This is a genomic window from Micromonospora sp. NPDC023737 (assembly GCF_040639715.1).
In the GTDB taxonomy this organism is placed as follows: Bacteria; Actinomycetota; Actinomycetes; order Mycobacteriales; family Micromonosporaceae; genus Micromonospora.
Genome location: NZ_JBFAAL010000016.1, coordinates 1 through 17,919 on the forward strand (window position 1 = coordinate 1; position 17,919 = coordinate 17,919).

12 protein-coding genes and 2 pseudogenes are annotated in these 17,919 nt (G+C 67.7%); 7 read left to right on the top strand and 7 right to left on the bottom strand.

Features of this window, described 5'->3' with window-relative positions; all coding sequences use genetic code 11:
• The first annotated feature begins 193 nt into the window (after nucleotides 1-193).
• Entirely contained in the window at nucleotides 194-1,033 is an 840-nt protein-coding gene (locus AB0F98_RS25945) for a hypothetical protein (protein ID WP_357740197.1), read from the top strand.
• Nucleotides 1,034-1,119: 86 nt separating this feature from the next.
• On the top strand, nucleotides 1,120-1,392 hold the full coding sequence (locus AB0F98_RS25950) for a hypothetical protein (protein ID WP_357740527.1): 273 nt from the start codon (nucleotides 1,120-1,122) through the stop codon (nucleotides 1,390-1,392).
• On the opposite strand, the pseudogene AB0F98_RS25955 reads toward AB0F98_RS25950, so the two are convergent.
• A pseudogene (locus AB0F98_RS25955) lies at nucleotides 1,374-1,502 on the bottom strand (DDE-type integrase/transposase/recombinase); the annotation flags it as partial. The gene AB0F98_RS25950 and the pseudogene AB0F98_RS25955 overlap by 19 nt on opposite strands.
• 341 nt (nucleotides 1,503-1,843) lie before the next feature.
• Between AB0F98_RS25955 and AB0F98_RS25960 the strand changes: the two are divergent.
• A complete protein-coding gene (locus tag AB0F98_RS25960; RefSeq protein WP_357740200.1) occupies nucleotides 1,844-2,728 on the top strand; it encodes an ABC transporter substrate-binding protein in 885 nt (294 codons plus the stop codon).
• Nucleotides 2,729-3,016: 288 nt separating this feature from the next.
• Here the strand turns inward: AB0F98_RS25960 and AB0F98_RS25965 are convergent.
• From AB0F98_RS25965 to AB0F98_RS25975, 3 genes and pseudogenes are all read right to left on the bottom strand, one after another.
• Nucleotides 3,017-3,135, bottom strand: a pseudogene (locus AB0F98_RS25965) (IS5/IS1182 family transposase); the annotation flags it as partial.
• A gap of 238 nt (nucleotides 3,136-3,373) precedes the next feature.
• The gene (locus AB0F98_RS25970) at nucleotides 3,374-5,194 is read right to left on the bottom strand and encodes a CocE/NonD family hydrolase (RefSeq protein WP_357740203.1); all 1,821 of its coding nucleotides are present in this window, start codon (nucleotides 5,192-5,194) and stop codon (nucleotides 3,374-3,376) included.
• A 164-nt stretch (nucleotides 5,195-5,358) separates the two neighbouring features.
• Nucleotides 5,359-7,959: a M36 family metallopeptidase gene (locus AB0F98_RS25975; RefSeq protein ID WP_357740206.1), complete on the bottom strand. Its 2,601-nt coding sequence runs from the start codon at nucleotides 7,957-7,959 to the stop codon at nucleotides 5,359-5,361.
• 632 nt (nucleotides 7,960-8,591) lie between these two features.
• Here AB0F98_RS25975 and AB0F98_RS25980 point away from each other — a divergent pair.
• Nucleotides 8,592-9,008: a hypothetical protein gene (locus AB0F98_RS25980; protein ID WP_357740209.1), complete on the top strand. Its 417-nt coding sequence runs from the start codon at nucleotides 8,592-8,594 to the stop codon at nucleotides 9,006-9,008.
• Between the two features lie 275 nt (nucleotides 9,009-9,283).
• On the opposite strand, the gene AB0F98_RS25985 is transcribed toward AB0F98_RS25980, so the two are convergent.
• A complete protein-coding gene (locus tag AB0F98_RS25985; RefSeq protein ID WP_357740211.1) occupies nucleotides 9,284-9,964 on the bottom strand; it encodes an HAD-IA family hydrolase in 681 nt (226 codons plus the stop codon).
• 1,493 nt (nucleotides 9,965-11,457) lie between these two features.
• Between AB0F98_RS25985 and AB0F98_RS25990 the strand changes: the two genes are divergently transcribed.
• Together AB0F98_RS25990 and AB0F98_RS25995 are read left to right on the top strand one after the other, a co-directional pair.
• On the top strand, nucleotides 11,458-11,766 hold the full coding sequence (locus AB0F98_RS25990) for a hypothetical protein (RefSeq protein ID WP_357740214.1): 309 nt from the start codon (nucleotides 11,458-11,460) through the stop codon (nucleotides 11,764-11,766).
• 220 nt (nucleotides 11,767-11,986) lie between these two features.
• The gene (locus AB0F98_RS25995) at nucleotides 11,987-12,700 is read left to right on the top strand and encodes a hypothetical protein (protein ID WP_357740217.1); all 714 of its coding nucleotides are present in this window, start codon (nucleotides 11,987-11,989) and stop codon (nucleotides 12,698-12,700) included.
• Between the two features lie 572 nt (nucleotides 12,701-13,272).
• Here the strand turns inward: AB0F98_RS25995 and AB0F98_RS26000 are convergent.
• The gene (locus AB0F98_RS26000; RefSeq protein WP_357740219.1) at nucleotides 13,273-14,478 is read right to left on the bottom strand and encodes an MFS transporter; all 1,206 of its coding nucleotides are present in this window, start codon (nucleotides 14,476-14,478) and stop codon (nucleotides 13,273-13,275) included.
• A gap of 373 nt (nucleotides 14,479-14,851) precedes the next feature.
• Here AB0F98_RS26000 and AB0F98_RS26005 point away from each other — a divergent pair, with 373 nt between their 5' ends.
• Nucleotides 14,852-15,700, top strand: coding sequence for a carbon-nitrogen hydrolase family protein (locus tag AB0F98_RS26005; protein WP_357740222.1), 849 nt, complete (start codon nucleotides 14,852-14,854; stop codon nucleotides 15,698-15,700).
• 484 nt (nucleotides 15,701-16,184) lie between these two features.
• Here AB0F98_RS26005 and AB0F98_RS26010 read toward each other — a convergent pair whose 3' ends face one another.
• The gene (locus AB0F98_RS26010; protein ID WP_357740225.1) at nucleotides 16,185-17,693 is read right to left on the bottom strand and encodes a glycoside hydrolase family 43 protein; all 1,509 of its coding nucleotides are present in this window, start codon (nucleotides 17,691-17,693) and stop codon (nucleotides 16,185-16,187) included.
• Between the last annotated feature and the right edge of the window lie 226 nt (nucleotides 17,694-17,919).

Sequence of the window (17,919 nt, forward strand, 5' to 3'; positions counted from 1 at the left end):
ATCACCGCCCACGCCTCATCGGTCAGTTCACCACGACGTACCACCGGCACATCGTCGACGATCAACCACTACAAGATCGGCAGGACACGCCCTAGCCGCTCGCGAGCGGGCCGCCCGCGAGCAGGCCGCCGCCCACCCGGCGCCGCACGCCCAGGCTGCGAGGGCCGTGTCGTCCTCAGGCGAAGGCCCGCGGGTGGAGCCGGTCGACATCTCGGTGCCGGAGCGCCAGGCCAGATGGATGGACCCCCCGGTGGTTGACCTGAAGCTGCTCAACCGCGGCGGCGAGTCCGCGGTGCTTACGAAGATGGTGGTGGAGGTGTTGTGGGCACGCCGGATCACGGCCTTCGGCGACCTGCTGCCCTACGTGGACACCTCGGGGGGTGTGTGGCTGCCTCCGTCAGCGACCTACGACGTCGAGCTTCCGGTGCCGGAGAACGCCCACGGAGCCCGGATCACCGTCGGCATTTCCCAGGTGATCGGGGCAGGCGAGGCCGACCGCTTTCAGGTCCGGGTGAATACCGAGATCCCGCCGGGCAGCGGATATCTCCACGAAACTCCCGGCGCGACCTCGCTGTATCTGCTGCGCCTGCACGTGGTCTACAACGCCGACAGCCGGCAGGTGCCGTTTCGCCCACTCGCCGTGGCCTGCCCAGGCAATCTCCTGCAGGTGCCGACCAAAGCGGTGATCGGGAAACGCATCGCCGAGTTCCGGGCCGAGGTCGATGAGCTTCGGCGGGCCATTGACCAGGAGATGTCGGCACGCGGAATGCAACCGCCCGACTGGATCGCCAAGCCCCCGCGGTCGGCCCGGGACGTGCCCGCCGATCTGGCCACACTGCGCCGTGGATGCGGGGTAAACGGCAACTTCTGGGATCCCGAGGGCGCGATCGAACGGTTCCTGGACGACGCCGAGCGCATCTGTCGTGATATCAGCCAGCTTCCACCCGATCTGCCCGACGGGCTGGATCGGGCAGTTGCGATGGCTAGGACCACTCTCGGGCAACTACCAGCGCTCCGCAGGGCAACCTCGTAGACCCGCTCGGAGAACTTCCCAGCCGTTACCAGTTCGCTGGCAGCGCCGGCGTCATTGACCGGTTCGCAAACAGCCCGGACCAGACCATGACTGTTGATCCACGTGCCGCCGCCGTCCACCCCGATCCCCAGGCACCACGACCCGGCGGCACTAGGGTCCACACCCGCTGGCGCGTCTTGGCACGCCCGTCGCCCTACGGCCACTTCCGGCAACTCCGCGACCGTCTCAACCCCTTTATTCAGCAGCTTGCCGAACGCGTCGACAACGGCCACCGCCTGCCGCAGCTCATCGGCCTCGCGGAGATCGAACTCATCGCGACCTTCATGGTCATCCTCATCCGCAGGTCGGTGCGCATGTGATCGGCGATCGCCCAGCCGGCGAGGCACCGGGAGTGCAGGTCGAGGACGGTGGCCAGGTAGAGGAAGCCGCGTTCCCCGACCGGCAGGTAGGTGATGTCGCCGACGCAGCGCTGCTTGACGGGCCGCGTCCGCCGCGTCACGGACGGCGCGCGCTTCGGCGGCCGAACGCCCGTAGTAGAAGCTTGAGCGGGACACCCCGATGATCTGGCACAACCGCTTCACGCCGTAGCGCTGCTGGTGGTCGCCGACGAACCGGGGAGCGGTTCACCAACGCCTCTCCCTGGGCGATCACGATCCGAGGTTCAAGTGTCCAGGAGCAGGGGATAACTCCCATATGACCTCCGATCAAACCGGGGTTCAACACGTCCGCTGATCAGACAACGCAACAGCGCCGTCACGGCACGGTTGGGTCAGCTCGCTCGTCCGCAGCGGGATCGGGCAGGATGGCAGTATGCGTCTGGTGTCCCTGCTGCCGTCCGCGACGGAGATCGTCTACGCCCTCGGTTTGGGTGACGACCTGGTTGGCGTGACGTTCGAGTGTGACGTGCCGCCCGCCACACGGGGCGACAAGACCGTCGTGGTCGGCGGCCGGGACACGCGCGGCCTCACTCCACACGAGATCGACGCCTACGTTAAGGCACAGGTGGCAGCCGGCAGCGACCTCTACACCCTGCACAGGGACGCGCTGGCCGGCCTGAAACCTGAGCTGATCCTCACGCAGGACCTCTGTCGAGTGTGCGCCCTGCCCTCAGGCCAGGTCTCGGACGCCTTGGATTACCTCGGCTGCCGTGCAGACGTACTGTCCCTGGACCCGCACACGCTCGACGAGGTCCTCGACACGATCCTTGCGGTAGGCGCCCGGGCCGGCGTATCCGAACGGTCCGAAGCGCTGGTAACCGGCCTGCGCGCCCGGCTCAAGGCCGTCGCGGCGGCGGTCGCCGGCCGGCCGCGGCCCCGCGTCGCGGTCGTGGAGTGGGTCGACCCGCCGTTCACCGCCGGGCACTGGGTGCCCGACCTGGTGCGAAGCGCCGGCGGCGACCCGGTTGCCGCCCGCCCCGGTGCCCGGTCGGTGCAGACAACCTGGCAGGAACTCAGTGACGCCGCCCCCGACGTCGTACTCGTCACACCCTGTGGATTCCGGCTCGACGGCGCGGCGCAGCAGGCCGAAACAGTCGCGTCGAGGTTTCCCGGGGCCGCGGTGTGGGCGATCGACGCGGACGGCCTCGTCGTACGCCCGGGTCCGCGGCTCGTCGACGGCGTCGAAGCGATCGCCGCGATCCTGCATCCCGACGCCGTTCCCGAACCTCCCGTGGGCACCGTCACCCGGGTGGCATGACAACGGATAACCCCCTACAGCCGGTGGTTCCCGCTGACGTCACGACCCGCCAACTGCCCGCCGTCGAGGCCGAGCCGCTGAGGCCCTCGCCGCGCTCTACAGCATCCCGATCCTCGACCGGAAGCGCCGGGCATGATCCAAAGAGTTCGACGAATACTGATGCCCGACCCACCGAGCAGCTTCCAAGCGAATGCGACCCCTGATTCGACACCGAGGCAGGCGGTCCAGCAGGTCACGCGCCTACGTGTGATCGAAGAACACCGGCTTCGAGTTCCTAACTCTCCGGTCGGGCCGTTGCCGGGGCCTGCCTCGGATGCCCTTGATCCGGGGATCTTGTCGACCAGGGGCAGGAGTTGGGTGACGTCGTGGCGGTTGCCGCCGGTCAGGCTCGCGGCGAGGGGGATGCCGCCCACCCTCACACCGGCTACCCTGCACCAGATCGCGGCATAACCCGGTGTCCACATCCTGGGGGGAACCTCACCACGACACCGCAGGGCGAATCTCATCCAACCGTTGGGTCTCGCCGCGGTGCTCTATCCCGCCCGGCACCGCGACATGGCAGCCTCTCCTGAGGCTGACGAAAGGACATCCGGGGGTGTTCAGGACCAGCGCACGCCAGGGCGTGCGCTGGTCCTGAACCGCTGCTCAGAGTCGGAATCTCGGCGTGCCCGGCTCCGGGAAGGTGCGCGTGTACGCCCGGATGTAGCTGTCGAGGAACGGCGAGCGCTCCCCCGCGGTCGGCACGTCGTCCGCGGTGCTCTCCGCCGACAGCCGCAGGATGGCGCCGGTCACCCTGATCGTGGCGCCCGACGGCGTGTCCCGCCAGCTCCCAGTCGTGATCGAGCCGATCTCGACCGCGAGCCGATGCCCAGGCTGCAGCGTCCAGTCGGTCGACTTGAGGTCGAACCCGACCCGGCCCTTCTTGACCAGCGACACGTTCTCGTCGAACATCACCGCCGTGCCGTCGGGTGCGACGTCCCACACCTTGACCATGACGTTGCCCGCCGCACCAGCCGTGAGTTCGACGCGCGGCGTGGCGGTCAGCCGCGTCTCCTGCCGCACGACGTCGGACCACACGAGGTAGCTCGACGCCGGCTTCACAGAGACCGCGTCGGACGACGCCGACGGCGAGGCCGCCTTGCGCGTCGCCCCGAGCCCCTCGAGTCTCGGGGCGCTCTCCATGTCCCACTGCCCGTAGCTCTTCGGGAAGGCGAGCGTGGACGGCGACGACGCGAACGGCACGCCCGCGGTGCCGCCGTCGTCGACGTAAGTGCCGTTGCCGAGCGCCACGGTGATGCGGCGGTCGGGGGTCGGCCAGGTCGGCTCGGCCCGCCACTCGCCGAGGTTGTCCTCGATCGAGTAAGTGGGGTACGTCGTCGTCGGCTCCTCGCCCTTGAGGTACTGGTCGTAGAAGCTCATCACCTCGTCGAACCAATCCTCGCGGCCCATCGCCAGGCGTCCGTCGGATACGCGGTCGTTGCCGCGCACGTGGTCCCACTGGCCCAGCCAGCCGCGCTCGGGGCCGACGTGGTTCTCGAGGAACTCCTCCATCCCCTCGGGCTTGGTGTTGTTCTCGATGAAGCCCGCCGTGACGAACAGCGGAGTCGTCGTGCCCTTGGCCTTGGCTGCCATGTCGCGCGCCTGCCAGAAGGGGGCGTTCGGGTCGGGCTCGTAGTTGTCCGCGATGTTCTCGCTGAGGCACTCGGGGTGCGACTCCTCGTACCGGGCGTTGGCCTGGTAGCGCGAGGTGTCGTCGGCCAGCGGGTCCATCGTGGCGATGTTGTTGTAGGAGTTCGGCGTGCCGGTGGCGTTCGGGCGCGGCACCCCGTTGGAGAACAGGTAGTTGTACCCGGTCCAGATGGACTCCTGCGCCACAACCGCCTTGAGCTGCGGCATCTTGAGGTTGTTGCCCATCAGACCGGTGGCGCCGTCGTACGACTTGCCGTACATGCCGACGTTGCCGTTCGACCACGGCTGCGAGGCCGACCACTCGATGGCCGCGCGCACGTCGTTCTGCTCGCCCGGGCCCTTGTTGTCGAGGCAGCCGGTGGACCCGCCGAACCCACGCAGGTCGACCATGACGTACGTGTAGCCCTCGTCGAAGAGGTCGGTGCCCTCGATGAAATCGTTGAAGCGTGCCGACGGCCCGGTGTGGGTGAAGCCCTCGGGCCCGGTCTGCCCTGCGTGGCCGAAGTAGGGCCCGACGGCGAGGATGACGGGCGTCTTCGCGCCCGCCGGCAGTCCCTCGGGCCGCAGCACGTCGGCGTGCAGCTCGACTCCGTCCGTCGACGGGAAGTAGTGCTCCGTCCAGACCGAGCCCTCCGGGACCCGGTCGTTCTCCTCGTGGGTGATCCCCTCCGGCGGGGCCTCCGCCGCCGTCGCGGGGGCCGCCGCCGCGATCCCTCCCGTGAAGACGCTCGCGGTCAGCAGCACGCCGAGCGCCGCTGCCGTCGTCCGTCTCTGCATCGATGTCTCCTCGTCGTCCATGATGGGTGACTCTGGGTGACGCGGCGGTCGCCGCGTCCAACGCGGCCGTACATCGGTCGCGGTTGGTCGGCTCTGGACGGACCGGAGGGAGCGTTCCGTTGGCCGGGACGCTCCCTCCGTTCGCAACCGATCGGTGCTGTGGCTCAGCTGGTGAACTTGAAGTAGGCGCGGTGCTGGAAGCCGTCGTCGAGGGTCAGGACGAACTCGCGGCAGGTGCCGGCCCAGGCGGGGTCGGTCTTCCACGGGTACAGGTACTGGCCGTTCGCGGTGGCGGTCAGTGCGGACCCGCCCGGGGTCTGCGCCGCGACCGGCGTGGGCCGGGGCGTGATCGGCCCGTCCGGGTTGACGGTCTTGAGGGTGTCGCAGTCCACCAGCCGGGAGTACGGGGAGTTGCTGGCTAGGATGTCCAGACCCCGGTTGGTGGCCAGCTTGAACCGCAGCGGCACCGCGTCACCCGCGTCGACCTCGTTCAGCGCCGGCTGCGCGGCCAGCTTGGTGAAGTCACCCCGACAGGACGGGTGCGTGTCGAACGCCTCGGTGTTGTCGTCCCGGTTCGTGGTGCCCTGCACCGCGCTGTAACCCAGACCGCGGCGGGCGAACGACGCCCACAGGGTGCAGGCGTTCTCGCCACCGGTCAACGCCGCGTCCGCGGCGATGATGGCGTTGCGACCGGTCACGAAGCCCGGGCCACAGCCCTGCATCTTCAGCCCGTCGATCACGAGCTGCATGGAGAGATTGTTACCGCCGGTCTCCCAGGAGTCGTAGACGTTCGGGTTCAGCCCGTGCTTGTCGATGAGGTCCCAGGTCATGTCCCAGAGGACCGACGCCCAACCGTGACCGATGCCGTGCGGCGCGGCCAGGGAGGTGCCGCCCAGCCAACCGCCGGTCTTGATGCTGTCGTACGTGAAGGGCTGTACCTCCATGTTGCGCGAGTACGGCCGCGGCCGGAGACCGTTACCGCTCCTGTTCTCCTCGAACAGGACGTACGGCACCAGGCCGCGCTGACCGTCGGCCGTGTCGAGCCTCGGGTCGAGCAGGGTGGTGACGGCGAAGTAGTCGCTCCAGCCCTCGCCCATCTGCTCGTTGCCGGTCAGGCAGTTGATCGTCGGGCCGCCGGTGAGCCGGTTGGAGATGCCGTGACTGTACTCGTGGATGATGATGCCGGCGTCGAGGTCGCCGTCGCGGATGCCCGGGTGGTTCGGGTGCTTGCGCACCGACCCGGTAACGTCGCCGGCGATGATCGCGGCCTTGATGGTCGCCCCGTTGGCCTGGGTCACGCCGATCGCCGGGATGGTGACCGGCGCGGTCGTCATGGAACCGGTCAGCACCGGCGCGGCCCCGGCGGCGTTGTGCGCGACCACCACCGCCTTGGCGCCGATTGACTCGGCGACCTGGATGCGCTGCAGGTAGCTGCAGGCGGCGGTGCCGCCGTCGACCACCGCGATCCAGTCGCCGCTCGGCAGCGTGCCGGGGTATGCGTCCGCCGCACAGCCGGTGCCGCCGTACACGAACTGGCCGGACCGGCCGGCCGCCGAAAGCGCCGGGCTGAACCGCGACCACGACGCGTCGAAGGAACCAACGCCATTGACAGCGACCTGGTTCTGGGCGCCGAACTGGTTGCCCGGCCACAGGTACATCTGCATCCGTGGGGTGCCCGTGCCGTCCATCGGCGGCGTCGAGAAGTTCGCGTTGTTCGTGCCGTTGCCGTCCGCGGCCTCGGCGCGCACGTAGTCGCTGGCCGCTCCGCCGCGACCGTAGTTGTTGACCTGGAAGTTGCCCGACGCCTCGTCGAAGCCGTAGAGGTAGGAGACGTCGTGGATGATGTTGTTCCAGTAGAAAAGGTTGGCCGTCGCCGCGTCCCGGTAGTTCTGCGGGTTCTCCGCGAGGTCGAGCGGGAAGTCGAAGCTCAGACCGGCCCCGCCGTTGGGGCTGCTGCCGAAGTCTGCGGCGTTGTTGACGTCCTGGTCCTGGTACGCGTGGACGTTGTTGCCCTGGGTGGTGGTGTGCTCGGCGCCCGGAACGCCGTCGGTGTCGTGCCAGCCGTACGGCGACGCGGTGCCGTCCGCCGGGTTGGTCACCAGGGTGCGCGGCCCGTCGTTCGGGCTCTCCGTCGGGTAGCCGTAGACCCGGTAGCTCGATCCGTCCTGCGCGGGGTTGCGGGTGCCCAGGCCGGTGGTGCCGGCCGGCAACGTCCGACCCTCCACCTGGCTCAGGGTGCCGGACAGCTCGTCGACGTGCTCGTGGGTGGTCCAGTCGTCGACGTTGAGGAGTTCACCGGTCCGGGCGTCCACCGCCGCGCCCCACAGGTGCGCAGCCGACGAGTCGTCAATGACCAACTGCCACGCCAGGCGCAGCCCCTCATCGGTCGGCTGCCACCCCAGCTTCGCCGGGATCGGCTGCTCCGAGATACCACTGCCGGACACCACGGTCCGCTTCGCCGCACCACCGGCCCGGCTCACCACCCGCGGATTCTTCGGCTTGGCCAGCTTCAGGCCCTTCGCGGCCGCCTCCACCGCCTGCACGGCGTCCAGCGACGCGGTCCCGGACACCTTCTCCGTCAGACCCGACACCAGCGAGTCACCCACGAAGACCACACTGCCGTCACGAGCGACGTTCACCGTCGCCGTGGCACCGAAGACCTCCAGGTCCCTGTACCGCTGCGCCAGGTTCACATGCGTCACACCGTTGTGCCGACTCGTGTAGCGGGACGCCACCGCCAGATCACGCAGGTCGGCGTCGGTCACGCCGTACTGCACCGGGTTCGCCCGCAGATAGTCAATCGCGATGCTGTCCGGCGTCCCCTCGTTCGGACCAGTCAGAAAGATCGGATTCGACCTCGCCGCACCCCCCTCCGGAGCCGCCGAAGCGGACGACGTCGGAAGCGAGGTCAGAGCAACAACAAGAGTCGTGGACAACAACAAGGCCGCGGGACGGCGGCCACGGGACGGACGTTTGTTCGGCGGCACAGCTACTCCTCCGGGGTTGGCAACGTGGAGCGCCTACTCACGACCGCCGGGGGACGGCGCCGCGGAGATTCGCGCCGCTCGCCCGGCGATTACTTTCCGTAATCGATCCGTGCGAGTTGAGTTGCCCCGACGCTACGGTTTGACCTGCGGCCGATCATCGAGCAACTGTTAAATATTTCGATTGATAGCTCCTACACCTGTCGTGCGGCGCCTTCCATGGCCTACGGATCCTCAGTGCGATCGCGCGCACCCTCGCCGACGCGGCCCTCGGCGGCTGGCTCGGCGGGCCGCCCGGGCTGCTGGTCGGCGCGGCTCTCGGGCTGCTGCAGGTACCTCGTCCTGGTCCTCCACACGTAGACTTCGCAGGCCCGGATAGGGCGGTGTCAAACCGGGTGAGGGAGCGTAGATCGATGTCTGCCTGGAGGTCGCACCTGCGGGCCGCGCCCCTGTTCCTGCTCGTATTGGTCGCCGGCTGTGCACAGCGCAATCCCGCCGAAGAAGCCATCTACGGCTCAGCCAATCTCCTCGCCCGTGAGGTGGAGGGAGTGCCGGCGTTCCATCGCGGGCAGCTTGGCGCAGCCGGGGTGAACTACCTCCGTGACGGAATGGAGCGCCGGGGCGACGAGGTCCTGGACTCCGAGGTGCTCCCTGGCGAGGACGTGTCCGGTCACGTTCTCGGCTGGATCGATGCCCGATTTACCCGGCAAGCGCAGAGCGGCCTCATTGCGAAAAAGGACCTCACCGCAACGTTGTGCCTTCGGTTTGAGGTCCGATGGTCCGATTCGGACGGCGGGTCGATTGCATACCACGAACGGGCATGCCCCTGACCGGTGTCGGCGGCCAGTGGCCGCCTCAGACAGGGAGATCGGGCCATCACCCAGGCGGTGGGGAACCTCCCCCGAAGCCGGGGAGTGGCCTTTGATCTGCGTGGGCGATAGTGGGATCGAACCAGTGACTTCTTCGGCGTGTGAAAGAACGATCACCCGGCGATTAGCTGCGTGAGTCGCAGCGGTGAGCTGCCCGAACGGTCCACCAGCGTCCACGGGCGTCCGGCCTTGCGTCCGTCGTCACCCAGTTGGTCACCCAACCCGATCGTCAGACGTTAAAGCGAACTTAGACTGGGCAGCTCGCGCAGCAGGGCGGGCAGGTCGCCGAGGGTAGCGAACGCACGTCCGCCCCAGCTCGGGTCGGTGTCGTTGTGCTCCGTGGTCCGGAGCACGGTCATGCCGACCGCTGCCGCGCCGGCCAGCTCGCCGTCTGCGCCGTCGCCTACGTAGACGCACTCTGCCGGCGCGACGCCCAGACGCTCAACGGCAGTGTGGTAGATCGCCGGGTCGGGCTTGGTCAGCCCGACATCGCAGGAGAAGACCGCGACGTCGAAGCGGCGGGCGAGCGGGCTCTGCGGCCATGCCTCGGCGGTCTCCGAGGTGGCGTTGCTGATGAGGGCCAGCGGATGCCCGTCGTCGCGTAGCGCGTCGAGCACGTCCAGGGTGGCGGTCGAGACACTGTGCAGCACCCGGCGGGCGAGGGCTCGCCGATGCCCACCGGCCCGTGTCACCTGTTCGTTGGTTGGCGTGCCGCCGAGGCGTCCGGCGAGGATGCGTACGGTCTCCTCCACGTCCCACCGGACCAGCCGGTCACGCCAGGTGGCGTGGTACGCGGCGACCAGCGCGGCGGGAGCCACCCCGACCATGAGCGCTATCTCGCCGACTACCCGGTCACGCTCGTCATCGGCTCCTTGGACCAGGGTATGGAAGAGGTCGAAGATCACTGGCCGGGACATGTGAGTATCCTACTGAGATCGTCACCGCTGTCACCTTGCTCTCCATCCCGTCTGCCGCCGACCCGCCCGTCTGGAAAGCGGCCCGCCGCCCGGTCCGCCACGTCAAGCGGGCCTTGACGCACGTATGGACGCTGGCGGGCCGGGCGGTGGTCTGCTCGCCTTGCCTGGGTCGTCGGCTGGCGAGATGGCCCTGCGCAACCACCCACGGACCGCAAGGCGCGCACGAAGCCCCAGCCATCCTGGAGCCGTTGCGCCCCCGCCGGAGGCGCAGTGACCGCGACCGGTCCGCCGCCGCGACTCGCCGCGCGGACCCGGCGTGCCCTTCCCTGCGCCGCGCTGCTCAGGCGCGGCGCGGCCGGCTGCCGGCGATGAACCTCCACCACTGTCCCCGCTGTCCCGTCTGCGGCGGCCCCGGGCTTCCCGCTCTCCGCGCCAGCCGCCGGGCATCAGGCGTGACCGCCGCAGAGCGATAGCGGCAGCGGCCGGCGCGCGCCCAGGCGGCGGCGCGTGCGGCCCGTTCAGGGCCGCCTTGATGGACGGCTCTCGTAACGCTACTGCTGTCACCGTTGCTGTCACCGCCCCGGGGAGTGATCTTCCTGAGGCGGTTTCGGCTGGTGATGAAGGGTGGGCGCGGCAGGTTCCGAACCTGCGACCCCTCGCTTGTAAGGCGTAGCCGGCGAAGGTCGCTCCGTCCGTCGCCGTTCGGGACGTCCGTAACCTCCGCCTGGCTCGTTCGCTGGTGTTCGCCGACGGCCGGCTCAGTTGATGTCAGCTACGGATGTCAGGCGAACCGTTGACCCCCACACCGCCACGAGCGAGCGGGCCGCCGTTCCGACCTACATCACGAGTCAGTCGCGGGCTGCTGGCCGGCGTGATCCTGGGCTTCGTCTACCTGCGCCTGCGGTCCGCCGCTGTCCGTCGGTGGTCGCCGGCTTGGTTGCTCCGTTGGCTGCTCGCCTACGACACATGGTTTAGGAAGGGTTTGGCGTTCACCGGGGCATTCAGTGTTCTACCAGGGGGTTCGTCAACCATCCCGGCCGTGACGTGCTTGATCATTCCGCGCATGTCTCGGATCTAGTTTGACGCCCTGTTTGAGGCCGGTGGGCTCAGACCAACGCTGATGCCGCCAAGTTGGTCGCGAGACCGCCAAGGACACTCGCAGTAGAGCTAGCGATCAGCTTCACCCAACTCACCTCGCCTTCCTCGTCTGGCTCCGTTAACACAGCGGCAGAGATCAGAGTGAAGATCCAGGCTGACAGCATGAGATGGAGCGCTGGCCCCAGGGGCAACCCTGGTCTCAGCCCACCGACCCCACATCCATACTAGATCCCTGGCTTGTAAGGTCTGGGCGCTTCGTCCGGCGGGGTCCGTCCGCGTCGTTGGCCTGGGACGATCGTCCGCACACCCCGGGCTGCGGTTGCCCTCGTCTGGGCTCGCTGCTGTCGCCGTTGCTGTCAACAACTCCGGCGACGCAGCCGCTACAGTCCGTTTCCATGGCCGAACGCGTGTCCGTCGACGACCTGGGAATCTGGATCACGCACCCCAACGGGACTACGGGACTTCCATGGGTAGAAGTAGCCAGCGTCGCCGTGTACACATCTCTGCTACCTCCTGATGATCAGCGCATCGTATGGATGGACGCCACGCATGTATCAGGTGAGTTCGTGGAGATCAATAACATGACCGAGGGGTTCAACGACGCCGTAGCCGCTGTCGTCTCCCGGTCAGGTCGCGGCCCCCTGGACCTGTCCCGCTTGCATCCGTCGGATTCCCCTGCCGAGATCTATCGCGCGGAGCTATAGGAAGATCACGATGCCAACCGGCAGTTTGGAAGGTGCCTAACCTCTGCTTGGGAATCGTGTTGATCTGCACGGCGGGTAGTCGCGTCACCTCCGACATCGCTGCCAACTGTCGGTCCCCGGCGACGTTGCGTGCCTGTGCGGCCCGTGTTGACCGCTATGTCGGGCACACAACGGGCACGCGGCCCGCGCGAGGCCCTTGCCAGGCACCTACGATGGCCAAATGCCCGATCCCGCGCTCGGTTTCGGTTACAAGCTTCAGTGGCTCGCGGTGCGTGACCGAGCCGCCGACGCTGTCGCCGCCGCGCTGAACCTTAGCCGTCCCACTCCGACCACCTGGCGCGATGCGGTCGCCGCTGCCTACGCCGGTCACGCGCAATGGCTTCTCACACCGCCGCTCGATGGCTGGACGCTTGCTGCTTCAAGAGATGTGCCCGCACCTGAAGACGACCGATTTGCCGCTTGGCTGGCGGCGATAAGCCACCTATTAGGTGAGGTTCAGTACTTCGGAACTCATCGCGTCATTGAATATCACGGCTGGGGACGCGCCAGGGGCGGCGTCGTGGAGCGGGCATTCGCCTATCTCGGCGAGCGAGGCGAAGTGCTGTTCAACGTAGGTGAGCCCACAGTGGAAGAGCAAGAGCTCGGAGTTGGGACCACCTACGACGTGGACGAACCGTCGGAAGAGGATGACGAGACTTCGCCGTGTCCGGGCGAGGAAACTGTGTATCTCGGCGACCGAGGCTTGGCACTGTTAGACGTAGGCGAGGCCACCTACGCCGAGGACGAACCGTGGGACGACGATGACGAGACTTCGCCGTGGCCGGATGAGGAAACCGTGCTCACGCTCGCGGGTCGATGGAGCATCGACCCGCGGAAGCTAGACGGTGCCATGGTCGCTGGGCATCCGTGGATCACCTCGGCCGAATCAAGGTAGTCGGAGAGCGACAAACCAATCAGGGGAACCGCTTCGTCCCGAAAGAACCAACACAGCTCACTTGCCTGCACTGACAGCAAGCGTGTGCATCGGCATTCGCCGGCCAATGGCTCGTCAATCCCCATGCCCGGCACGGTCGAACAACCCGCAAGCGCTTGACAAGCACACCGACCTGCGCACGAGGAATACTGCACGGTTGGAAGAGGTGTGCTCTACCAGTCCCTTGTGCTCGCTGTCGACCGCGCTCGGCCGGCCGGTTTCGCCCATCAACGAGGTGGGCGGAAAAGCATCAGTAATCGTGGTCGCTGACAGGGCACACACCTGTTCACCACCTTCGACATTCTGGATCCATGCCGGCACATACGTGCGATCAGAGGACCTACGCGGCACGCCATTCCCACGTGTCCGGTGCCCGATTCTCGCCAGGACGGGCCGCGCGTCGCGGGCCGCTGGCCCGTCGCTCAATGCGACGCACCATCGGTGGCAGATCCGAATGCCTTGCCGCAGCTGTGTTTGCCTGAGCACCCGGCCCTGAACACCGGGGTACCGCTGTTCAGGGCCGAGTGGGGTTGTTAGGCGGTTGTTTCGCGCAACCGACGCCAGGCGAGGGTGGTGACCGCTGTCATCATCACGGCGGCGATCCAGAACGGTGTGGTGATCTCCCAGACGCTGGCGAACAGACCGCCGAGGAGGGAGCCCAGCGCGGCTCCGCCGAGGTCCAGCAGCGCATACACGCTGCCGACCCGACCGCGCAGATGTGCGGGCACCGTCCGCTGCCGGACGGAGGCGACGGTGATGCCCCAGACCATGGCGTGGATGCTGAATACGACCAGGATGAGCGCAGCCACCCAGGGGGTCGTCGTGGTCGCCAGGGTCAGGTGGGTGACGACCTCGATGACCAGGCCGGCACGTAGGATGGTAGTGGTCCCGAGGGCTCGGGTGAGCTTGGCGGCGACTGTCGTACCGAACAGGCCGCCGACCGCGAAGGCGGTCAGCAGGAAGCCGTAGCCGACGTCGGACAGGTCCAGTCGCTGCCGGCAGTACAGGACGAACACCGCGAACGCGGTACCGAACGCGATGTTGCCCAGTCCCATGGTGACGGCGAGGGTCCGCAGCAGCCGGTGCCGCCACAACCACCGCACACCGGCGGCGACCTCGTCGCGCAACGATACTTGAGGCTGGTTTCGCTCCGGTGCGGGAACCGGTCGGATACCCGCTATCAGAGCTGCGGCCACAGCGAACGTGAACGCGTCGAGCCCAAACGGTACGGCGGCGGCGATGACGAACAACCACGCGCCCAACGGTTTTGCGATGAACTGGTTGCCGATGGTGAAGCTGGCGTAGAGCCGGGCATTGGCGCTGGGCAGCTTCTCGGGTGCGACCACCGACGGGAGTAAGGCACCCACGGCGGTGTCCGCGAGGGTTTCTCCGGTACCGAGCAGGAAGAGCACCGTGTAGATGATGGGCACGGTGACGGTCTCGGTCGCGATGGTGGCCGCCAACCCGGCGAGGGCGGCTGCGCGTACCAGGTTGACGGCTACGACCAGCCGGCGCCGGTCGAGCCGGTCGACGTAGGCGCCGCTGATCAGTGCGAACAACAGCCAGGGCAGCTGCTGGGCGAAGGCGGCCCCGGCGACGTAGGCCGGATTGTCACTGACGGAGGCGACCAACAGGGGGCCGGCGGCCATGGTGACACCGTCGCCGATGTTGGACACCGCCGAAGCGGTCCACAGGTTGGTGAAATCCGCGCCCAGACGCGCGGATACAAGGGCACGCAAAAGAGCTCCTCTAGCCAGGAAGGGGAACGGTCGTAGGACCGCCCCGCGGCGAGGAGCACCGCACCGCCGGCTAGTTCTTTCCGGCGGCGAACGATCAGTGTGCGGTGTGCTCTCGCGGCGAAGCGGGGACCGTGACCATGGCGAGACGCATCTCAGCTCCTAACTGTGGATCAATAGCCTGAGCAGGCTAGACGGGTTGCCGTTGCGGCTCAAGTGGATAAGGGCATGACCGGCCGGGCGACGGCAACCCGTGGCAGTGACCCGTCGCATTCACATCGACAGATCTGCGCACGCATCATGACGCGACCCGCACGGACCGTGACGGCGGTTCAGCCGTCGACGCGCGGTTCGTCCATCCGTTACGGTGCCGCGGATGAGCACCGCCGAGAAGATCCGGATTGCCGTGGCGCAGACCGAGGTCACCACGGACCCGCGTGCGAATGGCACGGCGATCCGCGACGCGATGCGCCGCGCCGCTGACCAGGGCGCGCGGCTCGTTCACCTCGGCGAGGGCGCGCTGTCCGGGTACGCCGGCGCGGCGAAGCCGCATTACGCCGGATGGCGAATCGACTGGGCGCCGGTCACCGAGCAGCTGTACCGCACGATGGCACTCGCCGCGGAACTCGGCGTCTGGGTCGTGGCCGGAGGCAATCACCGGCTGTCCGGCGGTCACTGGCCGCACAACTCGCTGTGGGTGATCGATGAGCGTGGTGAGCTGGTCGACCGGTATGACAAGCGGTTCCTGTCTCACGCTGAGATCACCGGCTTCTACACACCCGGGGACCATGCCTGCACCTTCGAGGTGGACGGGTTCCGCTTCGGGTGCCTGGTCTGTATCGAGGTGAACTTTCCCGAGTTGTGGATGCAGCAGCGGCTCCTGGGCGTGGATTGCGTGTTGTTCTCCACCTTCTCCGAGGACCCGGTCTTCGAGGTCATCGCCCGCGGCCATGCCGCGGTGAACGGGTTCTGGGTCAGCATTGCTGTGCCCGCCCAGTGTGCGCCGGCCACGCCATCGGCGGTTCTCGGCCCGCATGGCCACGTGTTGAAGCACGCCCGCTCGGATGGGCCCGACGTGATCTGCGTCGACCTGGACCGCACCGATCCCGTGCTCGACATCGCGCTGAACAAGGCCCGGCCGTGGCGAGACATCGCACGCGCTGGTCACATCTACGCCGACCGCCGGGTCAGCGATCCACGCAGCACCGACCGCACCAGCCCCTGATCGCGCCGTACCGGGATGAGCGGACCGGCGACGAGCCCGTAGTCGAACGCCCAGCGCGTCGTCGTGCCGTACGCCAGGCCGCCCGGTGAGGGCTTGCCGCATTAGCACGGCGGTGCCGAGCAGATGCGAGGCGCCGCCGCAGATCAGCGCGGCCCGGCCGAGCCCGGATAGGACGGCGTCCGAAGCGGGCGCGGCCACGACGATGAGCAGCACGGAGAGCATGAGCGACAGCCCGAGGACCCCCGGCGCAGCGACGGCGGCGGTGGGGCGGCTGATCGGGGTTCATGTGCTTTTCCTCAAACGGAAATGGCCCACCGTCCCCGATTCGGGGGCGGTGGGCCACGCGAGCTTGCGTCTACTCCGCCGACTGGCACCGGGACGGTGTTCGCCGGTTCAGGAAGTACGCGGGTCAGGTGGTGAGGCGAGAACCGGCAGGCCGATGTGCGCGGTCAGCGCCCGATTCGGCTCACTTCCGGCCCGGCATCTACTGGTTGGTGATAGTGACGTTGTCGAAGGCGGCAGCGGCGTTGTAGACGCGAACGCCCGACTTGCCGGACGGATGGGTGGCGTCGGTGACCGAGATCTTGGGAGAGGTCAAGTTGTCGACGTACACCTTGATCGACGAGCCGACGGCCACCACACGCAGGTGGTATTTCTGACCGGCGATGACCGGCAGCGGCGCTGCGCCGAGCAGCGTCCAGTTGTTGTCGGCCCGGCCGAGGATCACCCGCCCAGCCGGGGTGATCCCGGCGTAGTAGCCGCGGTAGGCGTCGGTTCCGATTCCCACGTCCGAGGCCCGGAACACCAGCCCGGCATCACCGATGCCCGACGTGACTCCTACGTCGAGGTCGTAGGTCGCGTTCACGTGGTTGTCGTCGAGCAGTGACTTGCCACCGTAGGAGGCAGTCGTCCGGTACTGGCCGCCACTGACCGACCAGGCCCCGCCGTACGTCTTCCAGCCGAGCGCGTTGCCGTCGGCGAAGTTGTCCTTTACGAGCATCTTCACCCGCTGGATCGTGCCGTCGGCGTTGAAGTTCATCCGGTCATACGCGACCTGCCGGGCGTTGCCGTTGGTCTCCGACAGCGGCCGGCGGTGGTAGAAGATGTACCAGGTGTCGGTGCCTGGGATGTTCAGCACCGAGTTGTGCCCGGCGCCGCGCGCTACCGCGGAATCCTGCGCCAGGACCTTGTCGAGGCGGGTGAAGGGGCCGGTGGGTGAGTCGGCCATCGCGTAGGCCACGGAGTAGTTGGGCCCGGTCCAGCCGCCTTCCGACCACATCAGGTAGTACTTGCCGTTCCGCTTGAACATCTGCGAGCCCTCGACGTACCCGCTCGGGGTGATCTCCTTGTACGTCGTGCCGTCGGCGAAGGTGCCGAGGCTCGTCATGTCGGCGTTCAGCTTGGCGACGTTGGCGTGCCCCCAGCCGCCGTAGTAGATGTACGCCTGCCCGTCGTCGTCGATGAAGACGTCCTGGTCGATGGGCTGGGCGCCGTTGACGAACTGCGCGATCAAGGGCCGCCCGATCGCGTCGGTGTACGGCCCCTCAGGCCGGTCGGCCACCGCCACCCCGATACCGCCGAGCTCGCTGTTGCTCTGGATGTCGTTGGCCGCGAAGTACAGGTAGTACTTGCCGTTGCGGGCGATCGGGGCGGGCGCCCAGACGGCGTACCGCGCCCAGCTCACGTTCGCGGTGGTGAGGACATTTGGGTGCTTGGTCCAGGTGATGAGGTCGGTTGAGGAGAAGGCGTCGAGATAGGTCTGTTCCGCGTACGGGCGGGAAGCGGTCGGGAACACGTAGAAGCGGTTGTTGTAGATCGTCACGTCGGGATCGGCGTACCACCCGGCCACGAACGGGTTGCCCGCCTCGGCGGTGGTGTAATCCGGTAGCGCGGCCGACGCCGGAGCAGCCGACGCCGGAGCGGCCGCCGCGGTGACAGCGAGCACCCCCGCGACGGCAACGAGCTTACTGAAGATGCGACCAAGTATCGACATTCAGCAATGCTTTCCAGTGTTGCTTGATGCCGTCAAGGGTCTGGTCGCATGACGAGGTGACTTGATCAGCCGGTCGTTGGACAATCAGGGTCTCGGTGTAATCCGCTCCCCTGGTGACTGAGGGGACCGGCGGGAGCTGCCGAGCGGAACGCGATGGGGCACCACCAGGTTGGTTAGGGTCTTTGCCAGTGGCCGCGCGACGTCCGCCAACTCCGCGACCTGCTCG